Consider the following 17,228-nt stretch of genomic DNA (forward strand, 5'->3'; position numbering starts at 1 on the left):
TCCCGGGATTTGCACTTGCCTTGCCAGAGGTGAGATTTCACCCGCCATATTTTGCAACGAAATCCTCGGCATCCAGGTTGCGAAAATCGTCGAGAGCGACGCGCAATGTTGCGTGATCCCAATCCCACCACTTCAGATCATCCATTTGCCGGCCCAGCTCCGTCGGGAAGCGTTCCCGGATCAGCCGTGCGGGCACTCCGCCGACAATGGTATAGGGCGCAACGTCTTTCGAGACGACCGCACCCGCCCCGATCACCGCGCCGTTCCCAACTGTGACGCCGGGCAGGATCGTTGCACCATGGCCGATCCAGACATCGTGGCCGATCACCACGCGCTTGGCGCGGCGGGCGGCAAAGAAGTCCGTTTCATCCTCGGCGTCGTCCCAATAGCTGTGAGCGCGATAGGTGAAATGATGCAGCGTCGCTCGCTGCATCGGGTGATTGGTGGCGTTGATGCGGACGGAGGCGGCTATATTGACGAATTTGCCGATGGTTGCGCACCAGATCGCACCATCCTGCATGACATAGGAGTAATCGCCCATCTCGACTTCCTCGATGCGGCAGCGTTCCGAGATTTCGGTGTAGCGGCCGATAGAGGAATTGGTGACACGTGCGCTTTCGTGGATGACGGGTTCGAGACCGACTTTCACGCTCATGCGGCTGCCTTCCGGGGAGAGAACTGCGAGACGTCGAGAATTCGGTCCGCCACGGCTTCGCGCACTTCCTCATCATGGAAGATGCCGAGCAGCGCCGTGCCTTTTTCTTTTTTCTCCCGGATCATGTCCACCACAACGCGCCGGTTGGTGGCGTCGAGCGAAGCCGTCGGCTCATCGAGAAGCAGGATCGCATGATCGGTGATGAAACCGCGTGCGATGTTGACGCGCTGCTGCTCACCACCCGAAAATGTCGCCGGCGGCAGCGACCATAGTTCCCGCGGCAGGTTGAGCTTCGAAAGCAATGCCGCCGCCTGCTCACGCGCCTCCTCATTGGCGACCTTGCGCGCCAGAAGCGGCTCGGCAACCACGTCGATGGCGGCGACACGCGGCACGGTGCGCAGGAACTGGCTGACATAACCGATGGTGCGGTGGCGGATATCGAGGATCTTGCGCGGCGAGGCATTGCCGATATCGATGACCTCACCCTCATGGCGGATGAGAATCTGCCCGCTATCTATAGCGTAATTGCCATAGAGCATTTTCAGGATCGAGCTTTTGCCGATGCCCGAGGGGCCGCCGAGCACGACACATTCGCCGCTACAGACTGAGAAATTGACGTCGCGGACGACAGGCAGTTCTATGCCGTCGCGAAGATGCATGGTGAAGCTTTTGAAGACTTCCGAAACGATGAGAGGCGTCGTCATGGCGTCAAACCTGCAGAATAGAGGAAACAAGCAATTGCGTGTAGGGTTCGCGCGGGTCGTCCAGCACCCGGTCGGTCAGGCCGTGTTCGATGACATCGCCGCCCTTCATCACCATCATGCGGTGAGACAGCAGCCGCGCGACCGCCAGATCATGGGTGACGACGACAACGGCGAGACCGAGATCATTGACGAGGCCGCGGACCAGGTCGAGCAGACGCGCCTGCACGGAGACATCGAGGCCACCGGTCGGCTCATCCATGAAGACGAGGCGCGGCGAGGTGACGAGGTTGCGGGCGATCTGCAGGCGCTGGCGCATGCCGCCTGAGAAGGCGCGGGGCTGGTCGTCGATACGGTCGGTGCCGATTTCCACCCGCTCCAGCCACTCGCTGGCCGATTGCCTTATATTGCCATAATGCCTGTTGCCGACAGCCATCAGCCGCTCGCCGACATTGGCGCCGGCGGAAACGGCCATGCGCAGCCCATCTGCGGGGTTCTGGTGCACGAAACCCCAGTCCGTCCGCATCAGGAAACGCCGTTCGGCCTCACCCATATGATAGAGGTCACGCACCGAGCCGTCGCGCATGCGATATTCCACACTGCCCGCCGTTGGCATGAGACGGGTGGAAATGCAGTTGAGAAGCGTGGTTTTGCCGGAACCGGATTCGCCGACGATTGCCAGAACTTCGCCGGGATAAAGCTCAAAGGAGACGTTGCGGCAACCGGCGCGGTCGCCATAATATTTGGAAACGTCCCTGACTTTCAAAAGCGGTGCGTCGCTCATTCTGCAGCCTCCTTCACATCCGCCAGCAGATGGCCCTTGTGGCCATGGGCGCGGCGGTCCTCGCAATGGTCGGTATCGGAGCAGACGAACATTCGCCCGCCCTTGTCGTCCAGCACCACCTCGTCCAGATAGACATTCTCGCCGCCGCACAGCGCGCAGGGCTTGTCAAAGCGCTGGATCTCGAACGGATGGTCCTCGAAATCGAGGCTGACGACGTCGGTATAGGGCGGCACGGCATAGATGCGTTTTTCGCGTCCGGCGCCGAACAGCTGCAATGCGTCCGAGAGATGCATTTTCGGATTATCGAATTTCGGGGTCGGGGATGGATCCATCACATAACGCCCGGCAACCTTCACCGGGTAGGCATAGGTGGTGGAGATGCGGCCATTGCGGGCGATGTCCTCGTAAAGCTTGACGTGCATCAGGCCATATTCTTCCAGCGCGTGCATGACACGGGTTTCGGTTTCGCGCGGTTCGAGGAAGCGTAAGGGCTCAGGGATCGGAACCTGATAGACCAGGACCTGGCCCGAATGCAGCTCCTCTTCCGGAATACGGTGCCGCGTCTGGATGATGGTCGCGTCCCTGGTGCGGGTGGTGACGGCAACATTCGCCACCTTCTGGAAAAAGGCGCGGATGGAAACCGCGTTGGTGGTGTCGTCGGCGCCCTGGTCGATGACCTTCAGCACATCGTCGGGACCGAGGATGGATGCCGTCACCTGCACGCCTCCTGTGCCCCAGCCATAGGGCATGGGCATTTCGCGGGAAGCGAAGGGAACCTGATAACCGGGAATGGCGATGGCTTTCAGGATCGCCCGGCGAATCATCCGCTTGGTCTGTTCGTCCAGATAGGCGAAGTTGTAGGCAGCCAGCCCGTCGTCAAATGAAACTTCTTTAAGCATTGCGCGTTAGCCTTGTGAAAAAAGGAGTACAAGCTCATGGAGATTGGAATTCTTGCGGCCGTGTTCTTTGCTGTTTTTGCAGCATCGACCGTCTTTTGCGCCTTTTGGTTTGGTGAGCAGGGCAGCCGCTGAGCTATTCGGCCGCATCGCCCATCCATTCCGCGCCGTCGGCGTTGATCGCCTCGAAATCGGCGCGCATTTTCCTAACCAGACCGAGTTCGGCCTGAAAATCAACGTAATGCGGCAGTTTCAGATGTTCGACGAAACCGGTAGCCTGCACGTTGTCGGCGTGTGAGATGACGAATTCTTCATCCTGCGCGGGGGCAACGACATCTTCGCCGAATTCGCCCGCACGTAGCGCCCGGTCGACCAGCGACATCGCCATCGCCTTGCGTTCGCTCTGACCGAACACCAGACCGTAACCGCGGGTGAATTGCGGCGGCGCCTTGGCCGACCCCTTGAACTGATTGACCATCTGGCATTCGGTGACCTGTATATCGCCGAGCGAGACAGCAAAGCCGAGTTCCGGCACGTCGAGTTCGATCTCCACCTCACCGATGCGTATTTCGCCGACGAAGGGATGCGTGCGGCCATAACCGCGCTGCGTCGAATAGGCGAGTGCGAGAAGGAAGCCCTCATCACCGCGCGCCAGCGATTGCAGACGCAGGTCACGCGCCATCGGAAATTCCATCGGCTCCCGCGTCAGGTCGCCGGCAATATGATCATCAGGCATATCGCCGTCGCTTTCGATCAACCCTTCCTGGGCCAGAATATCGGAAACGCGCATGACATAATCAGGCTCGCCTTCGCGCTGGGTGGCGGTCTCGACTGTCTCGTCTTCCAAAAGAGCGGGGTCAAGCAGGCGATGGGTATAGTCGAAGGTCGGCCCCAGCAATTGTCCGCCTGGCAAATCCTTGTAGGTCGCGGAAACGCGCCGCTGCACGGTCATGCCGGCAGTGTCCACCGGAACCGAATAACCGAAACGCGGCAGCGTGGTGCGGTAGGCGCGCAACAGGAAGATGGCTTCGATCATGTCGCCGCGGGCCTGCTTGACGGCAAGCGCTGCAAGCGACTGATCATAAAGGGACGCTTCCGCCATCACGCGGTCGACGGCGAGCGAAAGCTGCGAAACGATCTGCGCAACGGTCATTGCGGGCAGGTCGCGGTCTCCGCGCCGCTTGTCGGCCAGAAGCCGGTGGGCGTTGGCGATGGCGGTCTCTCCGCCTTTGACAGCAACATACATTTTATGCCTCCACGGGTTTGATGCGCGTCGTGCGCGGCAGGCAGACAAATCGGTCGGCGGATGTCAGGATGATGTCGACGCCGCGCGGGAAAGCGGCATTGTTTTCCGCCCACAGCCTCGGGAATATGTCCGGCAGGCCGGTGGGGCTGATGATGTTGACGTGACGAATGCCGGGACCGGAGAGCAGCAGTTCCCGTCCACCGTCCAGATCAGGCAACTCGATGACAAGCGTTGTGGAGCGGTCGGGATATTCCTGGCTGCCCTGAGCGAAGAGACCGAAGGAGGCAATGGCGCTTCCCGCCTCGATGACGGCGAAATGTGCCGCGCTTTTTTCTTCCGTCGCCACAGCCCCGGTGTGAAATCCGATCCAGCCCGGCACTGCGGTCTTGCGCAGCGGGCCGCTCAGCCAGACCGGCGTATCATGGTCGCAAAGCGCCAGCAGAACCGCGCCTGTTGCAACGCCAAGCGGTAGCGGCGGGGCGACCGCCGTTTCGATGGTCTGCGGTGTGCCCGGACGGGCCATGCCGTCCATCAGCTTTTTGAAAATCCGTTGGGAATCGAAGACGGCGTCAGAAAAACCGCCGGTCAGTGCTTCGGCCTTGACGCTCATCAATCCTCTCCTCGAACCATGGTGAAGAAATCGACCCGGGTGGCGGCAGTTTCTTTGGTCTTGCGCTGTTTTTCGGCGGTCAGCCTTTTTTCGACCGGGGAAAGAAGCTCGGTCTCGATGAAGTTCCGCGTCGGGCTTTCCTGCCAGAGGGCGTCGAAAACGGCGGCATACCAGGCCTTTTTGCGGCCGGTGCCAAGAACATGGGCGTGGCCGACGGTGCCGGATGCGAGCTTGATCGTTGCCCGGGTAACGGTGGTTTCACCCAGATTGAAAGGTGCGCCGCCGCCGCCGATACGACCCTTGACCATGACGAGGCCGGTTTCCGGCCCGCGCACATTTTCCGCCTGCGGGCTGGCATCCTGCCGGTTCCAGACGGTTTCGAGTTCCTGAACGGTGGCGCGGGCAAGAAGGGCCGCCACTCGCTTCCTCTCCGCATGTATATTCGCAGCTTCGTTATTCATCGCTTGACCTCTAATGTCTATTGATATAGACAACTATACAATATAAGCTACAATTAACGTCGATGAATGACAAGCGTGTGACATGAGCCCTGCGGCAGCAATGAAAAGAAAGAACGGCGTGGCGCTCTGGCGGCAGATCGCCGACCGGATCAGAGGCGAGATCGCGGCTGGCGATCACGACGAAACCGGCATGTTGCCGCCGGAAATGATCCTGGCCGAAAAATTCGGCGTCAACCGCCATACGGTGCGAAGCGCCATTGCCGCCCTTGCCAGCGAAGGCATTCTCGAGCCGATGCAGGGGCGCGGCACGATGATCGCCCGCAAGGAGCGCCTTAGTTTTCCGATTTCACGGCGCACGCGATTTACGGAGGGCATCGGCGATCAGGTGAAGGAAATGGAGGCGCTGCTTCTGTCCCACACCACCGAGCCGGCCAATGCCGATCTGGCGGCGCGGTTGCAAGTGCCACCAGGCGCGCCGCTCGTGCGCCTCGAAACGCTGCGCAAGGCGGATAACCGCCCCGTTTCCCGCTCGACCACATGGTTCCCGGCCGACCGTTTTGCCGGAATAGGCGAGGCCTATCAGAAAAGCGGCTCGATCACGGCGGCTTTCCAGATGCTCGGCGTGGCGGATTACGTGCGCATTTCCACCGTCATCTCCGCCAGCCATGCGGATACGCAGGATCTGGCCGATCTCGAATTGTCGCCGGGCGCGATCCTGCTCGTCACCCAGGCGCTGAATGCCGATATGGATGGCGTGCCGGTGCAATATGCCATCAGCCGTTTTTCGGCTGATACGGTGGAATTCACGGTGGAAAATTGAGGTGAAAGCCGCAGCGGAAGCTTATTCCGTCTGCGATAGGCCCAGCACATCCAACATCGAATAGAAGCCCGGCTTTTTATCCAAGGCCCAGAGTGCCGCCACAATTGCCCCGCGTGCGAAGATGGAGCGGTCGCCGGCATAATGGGAAAGCTCCACGCGCTCTCCCTCTCCGGCGAAGATCACCGAATGTTCGCCGATTACGGAACCGCCGCGCAACGTAGCGAAACCGATGGTGCCGGTCTCACGCGCACCCGTATGGCCGTCGCGCACGCGAACGGAAGAGGCCGCGAGATCGACCTTGCGACCGGCCGCCGCTGCTTCGCCGAGCAGCAATGCAGTACCCGAAGGCGCATCCACCTTGTGCTTGTGGTGCATTTCAAGGATTTCGATATCCCAGTTCTGCGCATCCAGCGCCTGCGCCGCCTGCTGCGTCAAAACGCTGAGAAGGTTGACACCGAGGCTCATATTGCCCGACTTGACGATGCGGGCATGGCGTGACGCCGCCTTGAATTTTTCCTCGTCTTCCGGTGAGCAGCCCGTGGTGCCGATGACGTGCACGATGCGCGCCTGCGCGGCGAGCCCGGCAAAGGTGACGCTGGTCGCCGGCGCGGTGAAGTCGATCACCCCTTCCGCATGAAGAAACGCCTGTAACGGATCGCTGGTGATTTCGACGCCGATCGGGCCGAGACCGGCAATCTCACCGGCATCGCGGCCGACAAAAGCGGAGCCTTCGCGCGCGACGGCGGCATGGAGCTGAACGCCAGGGGTCTGGTGAATGAGGCGGATGAGCGCCTGTCCCATGCGGCCCGCCGCGCCGACCACCACCAGTTTCATGCCGCTGCTGCCCATGCTGTCACTCACTTTTCATGTCGGGCGGATCAGAACCCGCCGGTATCGGATGTTTGATGTTGCTGTAGCGACGTTAAAGACCGTCCGCCCGCTTCGCAAGCATCACATCAGGCTCTCCAGCGTCGCCCGTCCAGTGACAGGCCGAAATCGGATGGCGTTCTCGAATAGGTGGCGAGACCGGAAAGGGCCGCCTGCGGATGGGTGACGACGAAAGTGGGAATAGTGCGCATCAGGGCGCTGTGCGGCGCCTTGTCCTCGAAGGCGGCCCGGAACTCCGGGCTCTTCAGCGCCGGAATGATCTTCTGCGAAATGCCGCCGGCCAGGTAGACACCGCCCTTGGCCATGAAGATCAGCGCGAGATCGCCGGCCACGCGGCCGAGATAGGTGCTGAAAAGCGAAAGTGTTTCTTTAGCCTGTGGATTTTCACCCGAAAGCCCGTGTGCGGTAATGTCGGCCGGATCGGAAAAAACGGGTTCGATGCCATCGGCGATGCAGACGGCGCGGTAAAGATTGACCAGTCCGCGCCCGCACAGAATCTGCTCACCGGCGACGCGGCCTTCGATGGTTTCGATATGCGGGAAAACCGCATAGTCGCGTGCGCTTCTCGGGCCGATATCGATATGCCCGCCTTCGCCAGGCACCGGAAACCACATATGGCGGGCATAAACCAGCCCGGCAACACCAAGCCCTGTACCCGGTCCAAGAACGACGCGCGACGCCAGCACATCTTTTTTGCCGGAGCCGATGGCGTCGCGGTTGTCGTCGTCAAGGGCGGCAATCGCCAGAGCCTGCGCCTCGAAGTCGTTGATGACGATGACGTCCTTCAGGCCGAGATTGGCCAGCATGTCCTTCGGCTTGACGACCCAGTGACAGTTGGTGAGGGGAATCTCGTCACCTTCGATCGGGCCGGCAATCGCAAGAATGGTCGAGGCCGGCTGAAGCGAGGTCTTGTCCAGAACCGCCTGCTGGATGGCGTCGTCGATCGTCGGATATTCCGCCGTCTTCACGGTGGTGAGGTGCGCCGGTTCCGCAAAGGAATCGATCAGAATGGAAAAGCGGGCATTGGTGCCGCCGATGTCGCCAAGAAGGATCGGAAAGGACAGATATTCGGTATCGGACGTCTTCGGCATTGCCTGTTCCATGGTCGGAGTGTCAATTGGCGACGTGGAAGTCGATGAGGTTTTCTGCGGTGGCGCGGTTAAGCGCCATGGGAATGTCATAGACCGTGGCAAGCCGGGTCAACGCCTTCACGTCAACATCATGCGGCATGGCTGTCAGCGGATCGGTGAAGAAGATCAGAATATCGACCTCGCCTGTCGCGATCATTGCGCCGATCTGCTGGTCGCCGCCGAGGGGGCCGCTTTTGAGGCGAGTGACTTCAAGCCCGGGACAGGCTTCCTGCACCCGCCCGCCGGTAGTGCCGGTGGCGACGATCCTGAAACCGGCAAGCGCCTTCTGGTGGTGACGGGCGAAATCCGCCATATCGTCTTTTTTCTCGTCGTGAGCGATGAGCGCGATACAGCGTTGTCCTTCCATGGTCACAGCCTGTCCTCAAAGAATTAAATCGATTTGAAGCCTTCTATAACAGCTTGCCGCCATTTGAAAAGGGAAGCTGTTGAATGCCTCATTTCTGTTTCAGTTCAATGTCGGACGCTGGGTCGGAAGCGGAATATCCGAAGGCGGCTGCAGGGCGGGCGCGGCCTGAATGACCTGTTCCACACTTTGCTGGCGCGCAGCCGGAGCCGGGGAGTAGGCCTGTGCCGCAATGCCTTCGGGGTTGGCGGAAGGAGCGGCAGCCACGGCAGCACAGGCGGAAGGCAGGTCGGAGACCATGACCGGACGCGGTTTCACCGGCTTGGCATTCGGGTCCTTTTTCGGCGGCGCCCATGGTTCCTTGGTGAACCACCAGGCGAGCGACTTGTCGCAGCCGTCACCTTTGCCCACGGCCGCCTGCGGTTTGCAATTGGGCGCGCCGGGCGGGCATTCGAGGCGGATGTGGAAATGCTCGTCATGGCCATAGATGGGTCTGATCTTACCCATGAAAGTGCGGTCACCGGTCCATGTCTGGCAGAGTTTCTGCTTGATGGCCGGGTTGACGAAGACACGCTCCACCTGCGGGTAACTTGCCGCCATCATCACCAGCCGGGCATTGAGCGGCGACCATTTGCGGTCATCGACCGTCAGGAACTTGCTCTTGTCCAGCATGGAAATGAAAGGCACCGTTTCGCGCTGTTCCACGGTCAGCCGGGGGGTGGGCATGGGCCGCCACCACACGTCGACATCAAGGCCGATCTGGTGCGAGGCATGGCCGGTCAGCATCGGGCCGCCACGCGGCTGGGAAATATCGCCGAGCAGCAATCCCGGCCAGCCGATCTTCTGGGCGTCCTGCGAAAATTGCTCGAGGAAAGAAATAAGCTGCGGCTGGCCCCAGCGCCGGTTGCGGGAAAGGCGCATGGCCTGCCAGCCGGGACCATCGGTCGGCATGGCGATGGCGCCGGACTGGCAGCCCTTGGCATAGGAGCCGATCGGCTGCGAGCCCGTGGCGGAAGGCAGCGCCATATGGCCGAACACTTCTTTCGCGGGCCTGTCTTCGGCCGATGCGGTTTCCATCTGCAACTGCAGTGCGGAGACGACCGAAATCGCCAGCATGGCCGTCTTGAAAACTCTCGATGATCCCGCCGTCATATAGTCGTGCCCGTTCGATCAGATGATTCTCTTCCCCTCAGGATAAACTGGAACGGGATTTTGTTGAAACCATGTTTCACCCCGCATCTCGCAAACCGGGAAGATAAAGGCGCCGATAAAGAGCTTGTGAGTCGGCGCATCTGTTTTTTGACAATCTTTCTTTTATGCTCTCTCCAGCAAGTACAAAAACAGGGACGTACCCCCAATGATATTGGCACCACTGAAATCCCGTCTTCTCATCGCTCTTGCGGCATCCGCCTTGCTGACACCGGCGGCGGCCTCCGCACAATCGGCTGATGTATGGCGAAAGGGGATTTCGACGGTCGGGGAACTGAAACATCCAGATGGCTTCGATCATTTCGACTATGTGAACACCAAGGCACCAAAAGGCGGCACGCTTCGCCTGTCGACGACGGGCACCTTCGACACGCTCAATCCGCTGCTCGCCAAGGGCGAGGCGGCAACGGGCCTTTCGCTGGTTTTCGATACATTGATGAAGTCGACGGAAGAGGAGCTGTCTGCCTCCTACGGCTTGCTGGCCGAGGGGGTGAGCTATCCCGACGATATTTCGAAGGCCACCTTCCGGCTGCGCGCGGAGGCCAAATGGGCTGATGGCAAGCCGGTGACGCCAGAGGATGTCGTCTTCAGCTTCGAAAAAGCGAAGGACCTCAGCCCGCAGCTTGCGACCTATTACATCCATGTCACCAAGGCAGAGGTGAGCGGCGAAAGGGACATCACCTTCACTTTCGATGAAAAGAACAATCGCGAATTGCCGCAGATCGTCGGCCAATTGCTGATCGTTCCCAAGCACTGGTGGGAAGCCGCCGGCCCGGACGGTAAGCCGCGCGACATCTCGCGCGGCACGCTGGAGCCGGTCATGGGCTCGGGCCCCTACAAGATTGCGTCAGTTTCTCCCGGCTCCACAATCACCTATGAACGCCGCGACGACTATTGGGGCAAGGACGTCAATGTGAATGTTGGGATGAACAATTTCAAAACCATCGCCTACACCTTCTTTGCCGATCAGGATGTGGACTTCCAGGCTTTCAAGTCCGGCACCGTCGATTTCCGGCAGGAAGCCTCCTCCAGCCGCTGGGTCACCGGTTATGATTTTCCGGCCGTCAAGGAGGGCCGCGTCAAGAAGGAAGAGCTGCCGAACATCTATCGTTCCGTCGGCATCATGCAGGCCTTCGTGCCGAACATGCGCAGGGAGAAGTTCCAGAACCCGAAACTGCGCAAGGCGCTCAATTACGCTTTCGATTTCGAGGAGCTGAACCGGACGCTGGCCTATGGTCAATTCCAGCGCATCAACAGCTTCTTCATGGGCAGTGAACTGGCCTCTTCCGGACTGCCGACCGGTCGCGAGCTCGAAATTCTGCAGGAGTTGAAGGATCAGGTTCCGCCGGAAGTCTTCACGACAGAATATCGCAACCCGGTCGCCGGTGATCCGGCCAAGCAGCGCGACAATCTGCGCGAGGCGGTCAAGCTGATGAAGGAGGCCGGTTACGAGCTGCGCGGCAACCGCATGGTCAATGCGGCGAGCGGACAGCCGCTCGATATGGAATTCCTGATCGATTCCGCCGGCATGGAAAGAACCATCCTTCCCTATGTCCAGAACCTGAAGAAGATCGGCATCAACGCGACGATCCGCACGGTCGACGCCTCGCAATATACCAACCGCACCCGCAGCTTCGATTATGACGTGATCGTCAAGCTCTGGGCGACTTCGGCGAACCCGGGTAACGAGCAGGCGGATTTCTGGGGCTCTGCCGCCGCCGATCGTCAGGGATCCAACAATATTGCCGGAATCAAGAACCCGGCCGTTGATGCGTTGGTCAGGAAGGTCATATTCGCGCCCAACCGCGATGAGCAGGTGGCCGCAGCACGCGCGCTCGACCGGGTGCTGCTGGCCAACAGCTATGTCATACCGCAATTTTACCGTGGCGAGATGTTCATCGCCTACTGGAATACGCTCATTCGTCCGGAAAACCTGCCCGAATATGGTGTCGGTTTTCCCGATGCATGGTGGTCCAGCCAGGCCGGAAACTGACGCCGGCCTTGCTTTCGCAGCCAAGGCTTGATTCACATAGGGCGAGACGAATCGCTCAAAGCGCGCGGGCAGCGCTTTCAGGAAAGGACCGGGTTTGACAGACACGAAAACCGCTGACGTATCGGCCGGGAGCAAGGGCTGATGGGCGCCTATATCCTCAGACGTCTGGCGCTGATGATCCCGACCATTATCGGCATTATGGGCATTTCGTTTCTCGTCATCCAGTTCGCGCCCGGCGGGCCGGTGGAACAGGTCGTCGCGCAGCTGACGGGGCAGGGTGACAGCGCTTCCGACCGTCTCTCCGGCGGCGGCGATCTTCTCGGCCAATCCGGCGGCTTCGATGAAAGCGGCTCGAAATATCGCGGTGCGCAGGGGCTTGATCCCGAGCTGATCGCCAAGCTTGAGAAACAGTTCGGTTTCGACAAGCCGCCGCTTACCCGCTTTCTTGAGATGATGTGGAATTATATCCGCTTCGATTTCGGCGACAGCTTCTTCCGCAACTCCTCTGTCATCGATCTCATCATCGACAAGCTGCCGGTGTCGATGTCGCTCGGCTTCTGGATCCTGATCATTTCCTACATCATCTCCATTCCGCTCGGCATCAAGAAGGCCGTTTCCGACGGCTCGACTTTCGATGTCTGGACATCAGGCATCATCATCATCGGTTATGCGGTGCCGAGCTTCCTCTTCGGCATTCTTCTCATCGTCCTCTTCGCCGGCGGCTCGTTCTTCGACTGGTTCCCGCTGCGTGGTCTGGTGTCGGATAATTTTGCGCAGCTGAACTGGTGGCAGAAGATCATCGACTATTTCTGGCACCTCACCCTGCCGCTGATCGCGCTGTCGCTCTCGGCCTTTGCGACGACGACGCTTCTGACCAAGAATTCCTTCATCGACGAGATCAAGAAGCAATATGTCATAACCGCCCGCGCCAAGGGTCTCACCGAACGCAGGGTTCTTTATGGTCACGTCTTCCGTAACGCGATGCTGATCGTGATCGCCGGTTTTCCGGGCGCCTTCATCTCGGCCTTCTTCACCGGTTCGCTGCTGATCGAGAACATCTTCTCGCTGGATGGCCTCGGTCGCCTCGGTTATCTCTCGGTGGTCAACCGCGATTACCCGATCGTGTTCGGCACGCTCTTCATCTTCTCGCTGATGGGCCTCGTGGTCGGGCTGATTTCCGACCTGATCTATACATGGATCGATCCGCGCATCGATTTCGAGCGGAGGGACGTGTGATGACACTTGCCCATACTGCCGAAACGGAAACGCTGGTGAAACCGAAGCGCCCATTGTTTTCGCCGACCACCAAGCGCCGCTGGCAGAACTTCAAGGCGAACCGGCGCGGCTACTGGTCCTTCTGGCTGTTCCTGATCCTGTTTTTCCTGAGCCTGATCGCGGAATTCATCGCCAATGACAAACCCATTTTCGCTTCCTACAAGGGCGAATTTCTGGTGCCGGTAATGGTCGATTATCCGGAGGAAAAGTTCGGCGGCTTCCTTGCCCAGACGGACTACAAATCCTCCTTCATTCAGGACGAGATCAACGCCAATGGCTGGATGATCTGGCCGCCAATCCGTTATTCCTACCAGACGGTCAATTCCAATATTCCGCATTCCGCTCCCACTGCGCCCTTCTGGCTGATGGATGAAAAGGAACGCTGCTCGGCTTACCCGCAGGGCAATGCCGATCCCGGCTGCACCCTCGGCAATCTGAATTGGCTTGGTACCGACAATCAGGCCCGCGACGTCACGGCGCGGATGATCTACGGTTTCCGCATCTCGGTGCTGTTCGGCCTGACATTGACCATCGCTTCGGCCCTTGTCGGCGTTACGGCCGGCGCCATTCAGGGTTACTTCGGCGGGTGGACGGACCTGCTGTTGCAGCGCTTCATCGAAATCTGGTCGTCCATGCCGGTGCTTTATATCCTGCTCATCATTGCGGCCATCCTGCCGCCGGGCTTCTTCGTGCTGCTCGGCATCATGCTGCTTTTTTCATGGGTCGGCTTCGTCGGCATCGTCCGCGCGGAATTCCTGCGCGCCAGAAACTTTGAATATGTTCGCGCCGCCCGCGCCCTTGGCGTCGGCAACTGGACGATCATGTTCCGGCATCTTCTGCCCAACGCCATGGTGGCAACGCTGACCTTCCTGCCCTTCATCCTCTCCGGTTCGATTACCACATTGACCTCGCTCGACTTTCTCGGCTTCGGCATGCCGCCGGGATCGCCGTCGCTGGGCGAGATGATTGCGCAGGGCAAGAACAATCTTCAGGCGCCCTGGCTCGGGCTCACTGCCTTCTTCACCATGTCCATCATGCTCTCCCTCCTGATCTTCGTCGGCGAGGCGGTTAGAGACGCCTTCGATCCACGCAAGACGTTCCGGTGATCGCCATGACGGAAACAAATATTCAGCCGCTTCTCTCCGTCCGTGATCTCTCCGTCGCCTTTCATCAGGGTGGCTCAATGAGCGTCGCTGTCGATCACGTTTCCTTCGACCTGATGCCGGGCGAAGTCGTCGCCCTCGTCGGCGAATCCGGTTCCGGCAAGTCGGTCACGGCGAATTCCATTCTCAAATTGCTGCCCTATCCGGCGGCGAGCCATCCTTCCGGGAAAATCCTGTTCGACGGCAAGGATATGCTGGCCCTGCCGGAACGCGCGCTTCGCGCCGTGCGCGGCAACGACATCACCATGATCTTTCAGGAGCCGATGACCTCGCTCAATCCGCTCCACACCATCGAGCGGCAGATCGGTGAGATTCTGGAACTGCATCAGGCAATCACCGGGGCAGAGGCGCGGGCGCGCACTTTGGAACTGTTGCTGCAGGTTGGCATTCGCGAACCGGAAAAGCGCCTGAAGGCCTATCCGCATGAATTGTCCGGCGGCCAGCGGCAGCGTGTGATGATCGCCATGGCGCTTGCCAACCGGCCGAAACTGCTGATCGCCGATGAACCCACGACGGCGCTCGACGTAACAGTTCAGGCTCAGATTCTCGAGCTGCTCGGCGATCTGAAAACGCAGCACGGCATGTCCATGCTGTTCATCACCCACGATCTCGGTATCGTCCGCAAATTCGCTGATCGGGTCTGCGTCATGACCAAGGGCAAGATCGTCGAGACCGGCACGGTGGAGCAGGTGTTTACCGATCCGCAGCACGCCTATACGCGCCATCTTCTGGCGGCGGAGCCGAAGGGCGAGCCACCGCATTCCGACGCGACCAAACCGGTGGTCATGCAGGGTGACGATATCAAGGTCTGGTTCCCCATCAAGGCAGGGCTGATGCGCCGGGTGGTCGACCATGTGAAAGCGGTCGACGGCATCGATATCACCCTGCGCGCCGGCCAGACGGTGGGCGTGGTGGGCGAGTCCGGCTCCGGCAAGACCACGCTCGGTCTCGCGCTCTCGCGGCTGATCGCGTCTGAGGGACGTATCAGCTTCATCGGCCAGTCGATCGACCATTATTCCTATGAAATGATGAAGCCGCTCAGAAACCGGCTGCAGGTGGTGTTTCAAGATCCTTACGGTTCGCTCAGCCCGCGCATGTCCGTAGGCGAGATCGTCGCCGAGGGCTTGAAGGTGCATGAGCGATCTCTGTCGGCCGACGAACGCGATACCCGTGTGGCCACTGCGCTGGAAGAGGTCGGGCTCGATCCGGCCACCCGCTGGCGGTATCCGCATGAATTCTCCGGCGGCCAGCGCCAGCGCATAGCCATTGCCCGCGCCATGGTGCTGAAGCCCCGTTTCGTCATGCTGGATGAGCCGACATCCGCGCTCGACATGAGTGTGCAGGCGCAGGTGGTCGATCTCTTGCGCGATCTCCAGGCAAAGCATGAACTCGCTTATCTCTTCATCAGCCACGATCTGAAGGTGGTGAAGGCGCTTGCCAACGACCTGATCGTCATGCGTCACGGCAAGGTGGTGGAGAGTGGACCGGCGGCGGAGATTTTCGCCAACCCGCAGCAGGATTATACCAAGGCGCTGCTGGCGGCGGCCTTCAATATCGAGGCGGTGGAAACGAAAGCGATCAGCCAGTAAGGCGCATCGAATTTTCCATTAAGGCAATGATTTTTCTGTTGCTTCGCGGAAAATGCCGACCCATGTTGCGATGAACGTGACACGGAAACGGATTGATTGCGATGGCAGCGGATGTGATCGTTTTGGGGGCAGGGATCATCGGGGTTTCGGTGGCCCTGCAACTGGCCCGCCGGGGAAAATCGGTGGTGCTGGTGGACCGGCGCGGACCGGGCGAAGAAACCTCTTTCGGCAATGCCGGCCTGATCCAGAGAGAGGGCGTGGTGCCTTACGGTTTCCCGCAGGACCTTACGCTGCTGCTGCGCTATTCTCTGAACAACAGGATCGATGTCCATTATCGTCTCTCCGCCCTGCCAAGGATTGCGCCTTTCCTCGGCCGCTATTGGCATAATTCCGCAGCCGCGCGGCACGCCACGATCGCCCGCGCCTATACGCCGCTGATCGAACATTCGGTTTCCGAGCACAGCATCCTGATCGACGAGGCCAAGGCCGGCGATCTGATCGTGAAAAATGGCTGGATGCAGGCCTATAGGACCGCCGCAAGGCGGGACGCTGATTATGCCTTTGCCGAGCGTCTTTCGCGCGATCACGGCATATCCCACACCAAACTCGATGCCGAAAGGCTTGCCGCGGCCGAACCGCATCTCAGCCGGGATTTCGTCGGCGGGCTGAAATGGGATGACCCCTGGTCGGTGCTTGATCCGCACGCGCTGACGCTTGCCTATGTCAAACTGTTTGAAAGCCTCGGCGGAACTTTTGTCCGGGGCGATGCCTTCACCCTCAGCCAAACGACAAGCGGCTGGACGGTGCGCACCGAGACCGGCGCGGTCGAGGCCGAACATGCGGTCGTGGCGCTTGGCCCCTGGGCCGATACCGTCACGGAACGGCTGGGTTACCGCTTCCCACTCGGCGTGAAGCGCGGTTATCACATGCATTATGCGCCGCAGGAGGGAACGAAGCTCAATAACTGGCTGATCGATGCCGAGCGCGGTTATTTCCTGGCGCCGATGCGTAAGGGTATCCGCCTGACGACGGGTGCGGAATTTGCCGAGCGCGATGCACCGAAATCTCCCGTTCAGATCGAGCGGGCGGAACGGGTGGCGCGCACCGTCTTTCCTCTCGGCGGCAGGCTGGATGCGGAACCGTGGATGGGCGCGCGGCCCTGCACGCCGGACATGATGCCGATCATCGGCAAGGCACCGCGTCATAAAACATTGTGGTTTGCTTTCGGGCATGCCCATCACGGCCTCACACTTGGGCCGATCACCGGCCGTGTGCTGGCGGAAACCATGCTGGGCGAAACGCCTGTTATCGCCATCGACGCCTATCGCCCGGAAAGGTTCAATCCCTGATAGCTAAATCCGCTGGCCTTCCGAGGACAGGCCACGTAACATGGTCAAGTGCAAAGGGAAAAGGGGCAAACGTCATCATGGTGGCGAGGTTTCTC

At 60.0% G+C, this 17,228-nt stretch carries 17 protein-coding genes; 6 read left to right on the forward strand and 11 right to left on the reverse strand.

Features of this window, described 5'->3' with window-relative positions; all coding sequences use genetic code 11:
- Positions 1-37 precede the first annotated feature (37 nt).
- The 7 genes from WDZ78_RS13860 to phnG form a co-directional block, all read right to left on the reverse strand.
- Complete coding sequence (locus WDZ78_RS13860) at positions 38-655, reverse strand: DapH/DapD/GlmU-related protein (RefSeq protein WP_060727109.1); 618 nt, start codon at positions 653-655, stop codon at positions 38-40.
- A complete protein-coding gene (gene phnL / locus WDZ78_RS13865; RefSeq protein ID WP_425673343.1) occupies positions 652-1,359 on the reverse strand; it encodes a phosphonate C-P lyase system protein PhnL in 708 nt (235 codons plus the stop codon). Before phnL ends, WDZ78_RS13860 begins: the two co-directional genes overlap by 4 nt.
- 4 nt (positions 1,360-1,363) lie before the next feature.
- Positions 1,364-2,140, reverse strand: coding sequence for a phosphonate C-P lyase system protein PhnK (phnK, locus tag WDZ78_RS13870; RefSeq protein WP_003524419.1), 777 nt, complete (start codon positions 2,138-2,140; stop codon positions 1,364-1,366).
- Positions 2,137-3,039 (reverse strand): alpha-D-ribose 1-methylphosphonate 5-phosphate C-P-lyase PhnJ, encoded by a 903-nt coding sequence (locus WDZ78_RS13875; RefSeq protein ID WP_425673344.1) that lies wholly within the window; start codon positions 3,037-3,039, stop codon positions 2,137-2,139. The genes phnK and WDZ78_RS13875 overlap by 4 nt, the downstream gene beginning before the upstream one ends.
- A 133-nt stretch (positions 3,040-3,172) precedes the next feature.
- Positions 3,173-4,282, reverse strand: a complete 1,110-nt coding sequence (locus WDZ78_RS13880; protein ID WP_425673345.1) for a carbon-phosphorus lyase complex subunit PhnI — start codon at positions 4,280-4,282, stop codon at positions 3,173-3,175.
- A gap of 1 nt (position 4,283) precedes the next feature.
- The gene (phnH, locus tag WDZ78_RS13885) at positions 4,284-4,892 is read right to left on the reverse strand and encodes a phosphonate C-P lyase system protein PhnH (protein ID WP_425673346.1); all 609 of its coding nucleotides are present in this window, start codon (positions 4,890-4,892) and stop codon (positions 4,284-4,286) included.
- Positions 4,892-5,353 (reverse strand): phosphonate C-P lyase system protein PhnG, encoded by a 462-nt coding sequence (phnG, locus tag WDZ78_RS13890; protein ID WP_425673347.1) that lies wholly within the window; start codon positions 5,351-5,353, stop codon positions 4,892-4,894. Before phnG ends, phnH begins: the two co-directional genes overlap by 1 nt.
- Positions 5,354-5,435: 82 nt before the next feature.
- On the opposite strand from phnG, the gene phnF reads away from it, so the two are divergent.
- Positions 5,436-6,173, forward strand: coding sequence for a phosphonate metabolism transcriptional regulator PhnF (phnF, locus tag WDZ78_RS13895; protein ID WP_026363830.1), 738 nt, complete (start codon positions 5,436-5,438; stop codon positions 6,171-6,173).
- Positions 6,174-6,194: 21 nt separating this feature from the next.
- Here the strand turns inward: phnF and dapB are convergent, their stop codons facing one another.
- From dapB to mepA, 4 genes are all read right to left on the reverse strand, one after another.
- Positions 6,195-7,022 carry a 4-hydroxy-tetrahydrodipicolinate reductase gene (gene dapB / locus WDZ78_RS13900; protein ID WP_425673478.1) on the reverse strand — a complete coding sequence of 276 codons (828 nt, stop codon included), beginning with the start codon at positions 7,020-7,022 and terminating at the stop codon, positions 6,195-6,197.
- 107 nt (positions 7,023-7,129) lie between these two features.
- Entirely contained in the window at positions 7,130-8,152 is a 1,023-nt protein-coding gene (locus tag WDZ78_RS13905; RefSeq protein ID WP_425673348.1) for a glucokinase, read from the reverse strand.
- A 22-nt stretch (positions 8,153-8,174) separates the two neighbouring features.
- The gene (locus tag WDZ78_RS13910; RefSeq protein ID WP_020011197.1) at positions 8,175-8,558 is read right to left on the reverse strand and encodes a methylglyoxal synthase; all 384 of its coding nucleotides are present in this window, start codon (positions 8,556-8,558) and stop codon (positions 8,175-8,177) included.
- Positions 8,559-8,657: 99 nt separating this feature from the next.
- Entirely contained in the window at positions 8,658-9,707 is a 1,050-nt protein-coding gene (gene mepA / locus WDZ78_RS13915; RefSeq protein ID WP_026363828.1) for a penicillin-insensitive murein endopeptidase, read from the reverse strand.
- A gap of 205 nt (positions 9,708-9,912) precedes the next feature.
- Between mepA and WDZ78_RS13920 the strand changes: the two genes are divergently transcribed.
- The 5 genes from WDZ78_RS13920 to WDZ78_RS13940 all read left to right on the forward strand — a co-directional run bounded on the left by WDZ78_RS13920 (position 9,913) and on the right by WDZ78_RS13940 (position 17,133).
- Entirely contained in the window at positions 9,913-11,757 is a 1,845-nt protein-coding gene (locus tag WDZ78_RS13920) for an extracellular solute-binding protein (RefSeq protein WP_425673349.1), read from the forward strand.
- Positions 11,758-11,898: 141 nt separating this feature from the next.
- A complete protein-coding gene (locus tag WDZ78_RS13925; RefSeq protein ID WP_020011194.1) occupies positions 11,899-12,993 on the forward strand; it encodes a microcin C ABC transporter permease YejB in 1,095 nt (364 codons plus the stop codon).
- Entirely contained in the window at positions 12,993-14,138 is a 1,146-nt protein-coding gene (locus tag WDZ78_RS13930) for an ABC transporter permease (protein ID WP_425673350.1), read from the forward strand. The genes WDZ78_RS13925 and WDZ78_RS13930 overlap by 1 nt, the downstream gene beginning before the upstream one ends.
- A 5-nt stretch (positions 14,139-14,143) precedes the next feature.
- Entirely contained in the window at positions 14,144-15,784 is a 1,641-nt protein-coding gene (locus WDZ78_RS13935; RefSeq protein ID WP_026363827.1) for an ABC transporter ATP-binding protein, read from the forward strand.
- A 101-nt stretch (positions 15,785-15,885) separates the two neighbouring features.
- Positions 15,886-17,133, forward strand: coding sequence for an NAD(P)/FAD-dependent oxidoreductase (locus WDZ78_RS13940; protein WP_425673351.1), 1,248 nt, complete (start codon positions 15,886-15,888; stop codon positions 17,131-17,133).
- The last annotated feature ends 95 nt before the right edge of the window (positions 17,134-17,228 follow it).

Origin of the sequence: Agrobacterium sp. M50-1, from assembly GCF_049843495.1 — a bacterium.
GTDB lineage: Bacteria > Pseudomonadota > Alphaproteobacteria > Rhizobiales > Rhizobiaceae > Agrobacterium > Agrobacterium radiobacter.

Coding starts and splice junctions, on each gene's coding strand:
- WDZ78_RS13875 (WP_425673344.1), bottom strand. CDS start 3,039: ATGCTTAAAGAAGTTTCATTTGACGACGGGCTGGCTGCCTACAACTTC.
- WDZ78_RS13920 (WP_425673349.1), top strand. CDS start 9,913: ATGATATTGGCACCACTGAAATCCCGTCTTCTCATCGCTCTTGCGGCA.
- WDZ78_RS13925 (WP_020011194.1), top strand. CDS start 11,899: ATGGGCGCCTATATCCTCAGACGTCTGGCGCTGATGATCCCGACCATT.
- WDZ78_RS13910 (WP_020011197.1), bottom strand. CDS start 8,558: ATGGAAGGACAACGCTGTATCGCGCTCATCGCTCACGACGAGAAAAAA.
- phnF (WP_026363830.1), top strand. CDS start 5,436: ATGAGCCCTGCGGCAGCAATGAAAAGAAAGAACGGCGTGGCGCTCTGG.
- phnH (WP_425673346.1), bottom strand. CDS start 4,892: ATGAGCGTCAAGGCCGAAGCACTGACCGGCGGTTTTTCTGACGCCGTC.
- WDZ78_RS13860 (WP_060727109.1), bottom strand. CDS start 655: ATGAGCGTGAAAGTCGGTCTCGAACCCGTCATCCACGAAAGCGCACGT.
- phnG (WP_425673347.1), bottom strand. CDS start 5,353: ATGAATAACGAAGCTGCGAATATACATGCGGAGAGGAAGCGAGTGGCG.
- phnK (WP_003524419.1), bottom strand. CDS start 2,140: ATGAGCGACGCACCGCTTTTGAAAGTCAGGGACGTTTCCAAATATTAT.
- dapB (WP_425673478.1), bottom strand. CDS start 7,022: ATGGGCAGCAGCGGCATGAAACTGGTGGTGGTCGGCGCGGCGGGCCGC.
- mepA (WP_026363828.1), bottom strand. CDS start 9,707: ATGACGGCGGGATCATCGAGAGTTTTCAAGACGGCCATGCTGGCGATT.
- WDZ78_RS13880 (WP_425673345.1), bottom strand. CDS start 4,282: ATGTATGTTGCTGTCAAAGGCGGAGAGACCGCCATCGCCAACGCCCAC.
- WDZ78_RS13940 (WP_425673351.1), top strand. CDS start 15,886: ATGGCAGCGGATGTGATCGTTTTGGGGGCAGGGATCATCGGGGTTTCG.
- WDZ78_RS13905 (WP_425673348.1), bottom strand. CDS start 8,152: ATGCCGAAGACGTCCGATACCGAATATCTGTCCTTTCCGATCCTTCTT.
- WDZ78_RS13935 (WP_026363827.1), top strand. CDS start 14,144: ATGACGGAAACAAATATTCAGCCGCTTCTCTCCGTCCGTGATCTCTCC.
- phnL (WP_425673343.1), bottom strand. CDS start 1,359: ATGACGACGCCTCTCATCGTTTCGGAAGTCTTCAAAAGCTTCACCATG.
- WDZ78_RS13930 (WP_425673350.1), top strand. CDS start 12,993: ATGACACTTGCCCATACTGCCGAAACGGAAACGCTGGTGAAACCGAAG.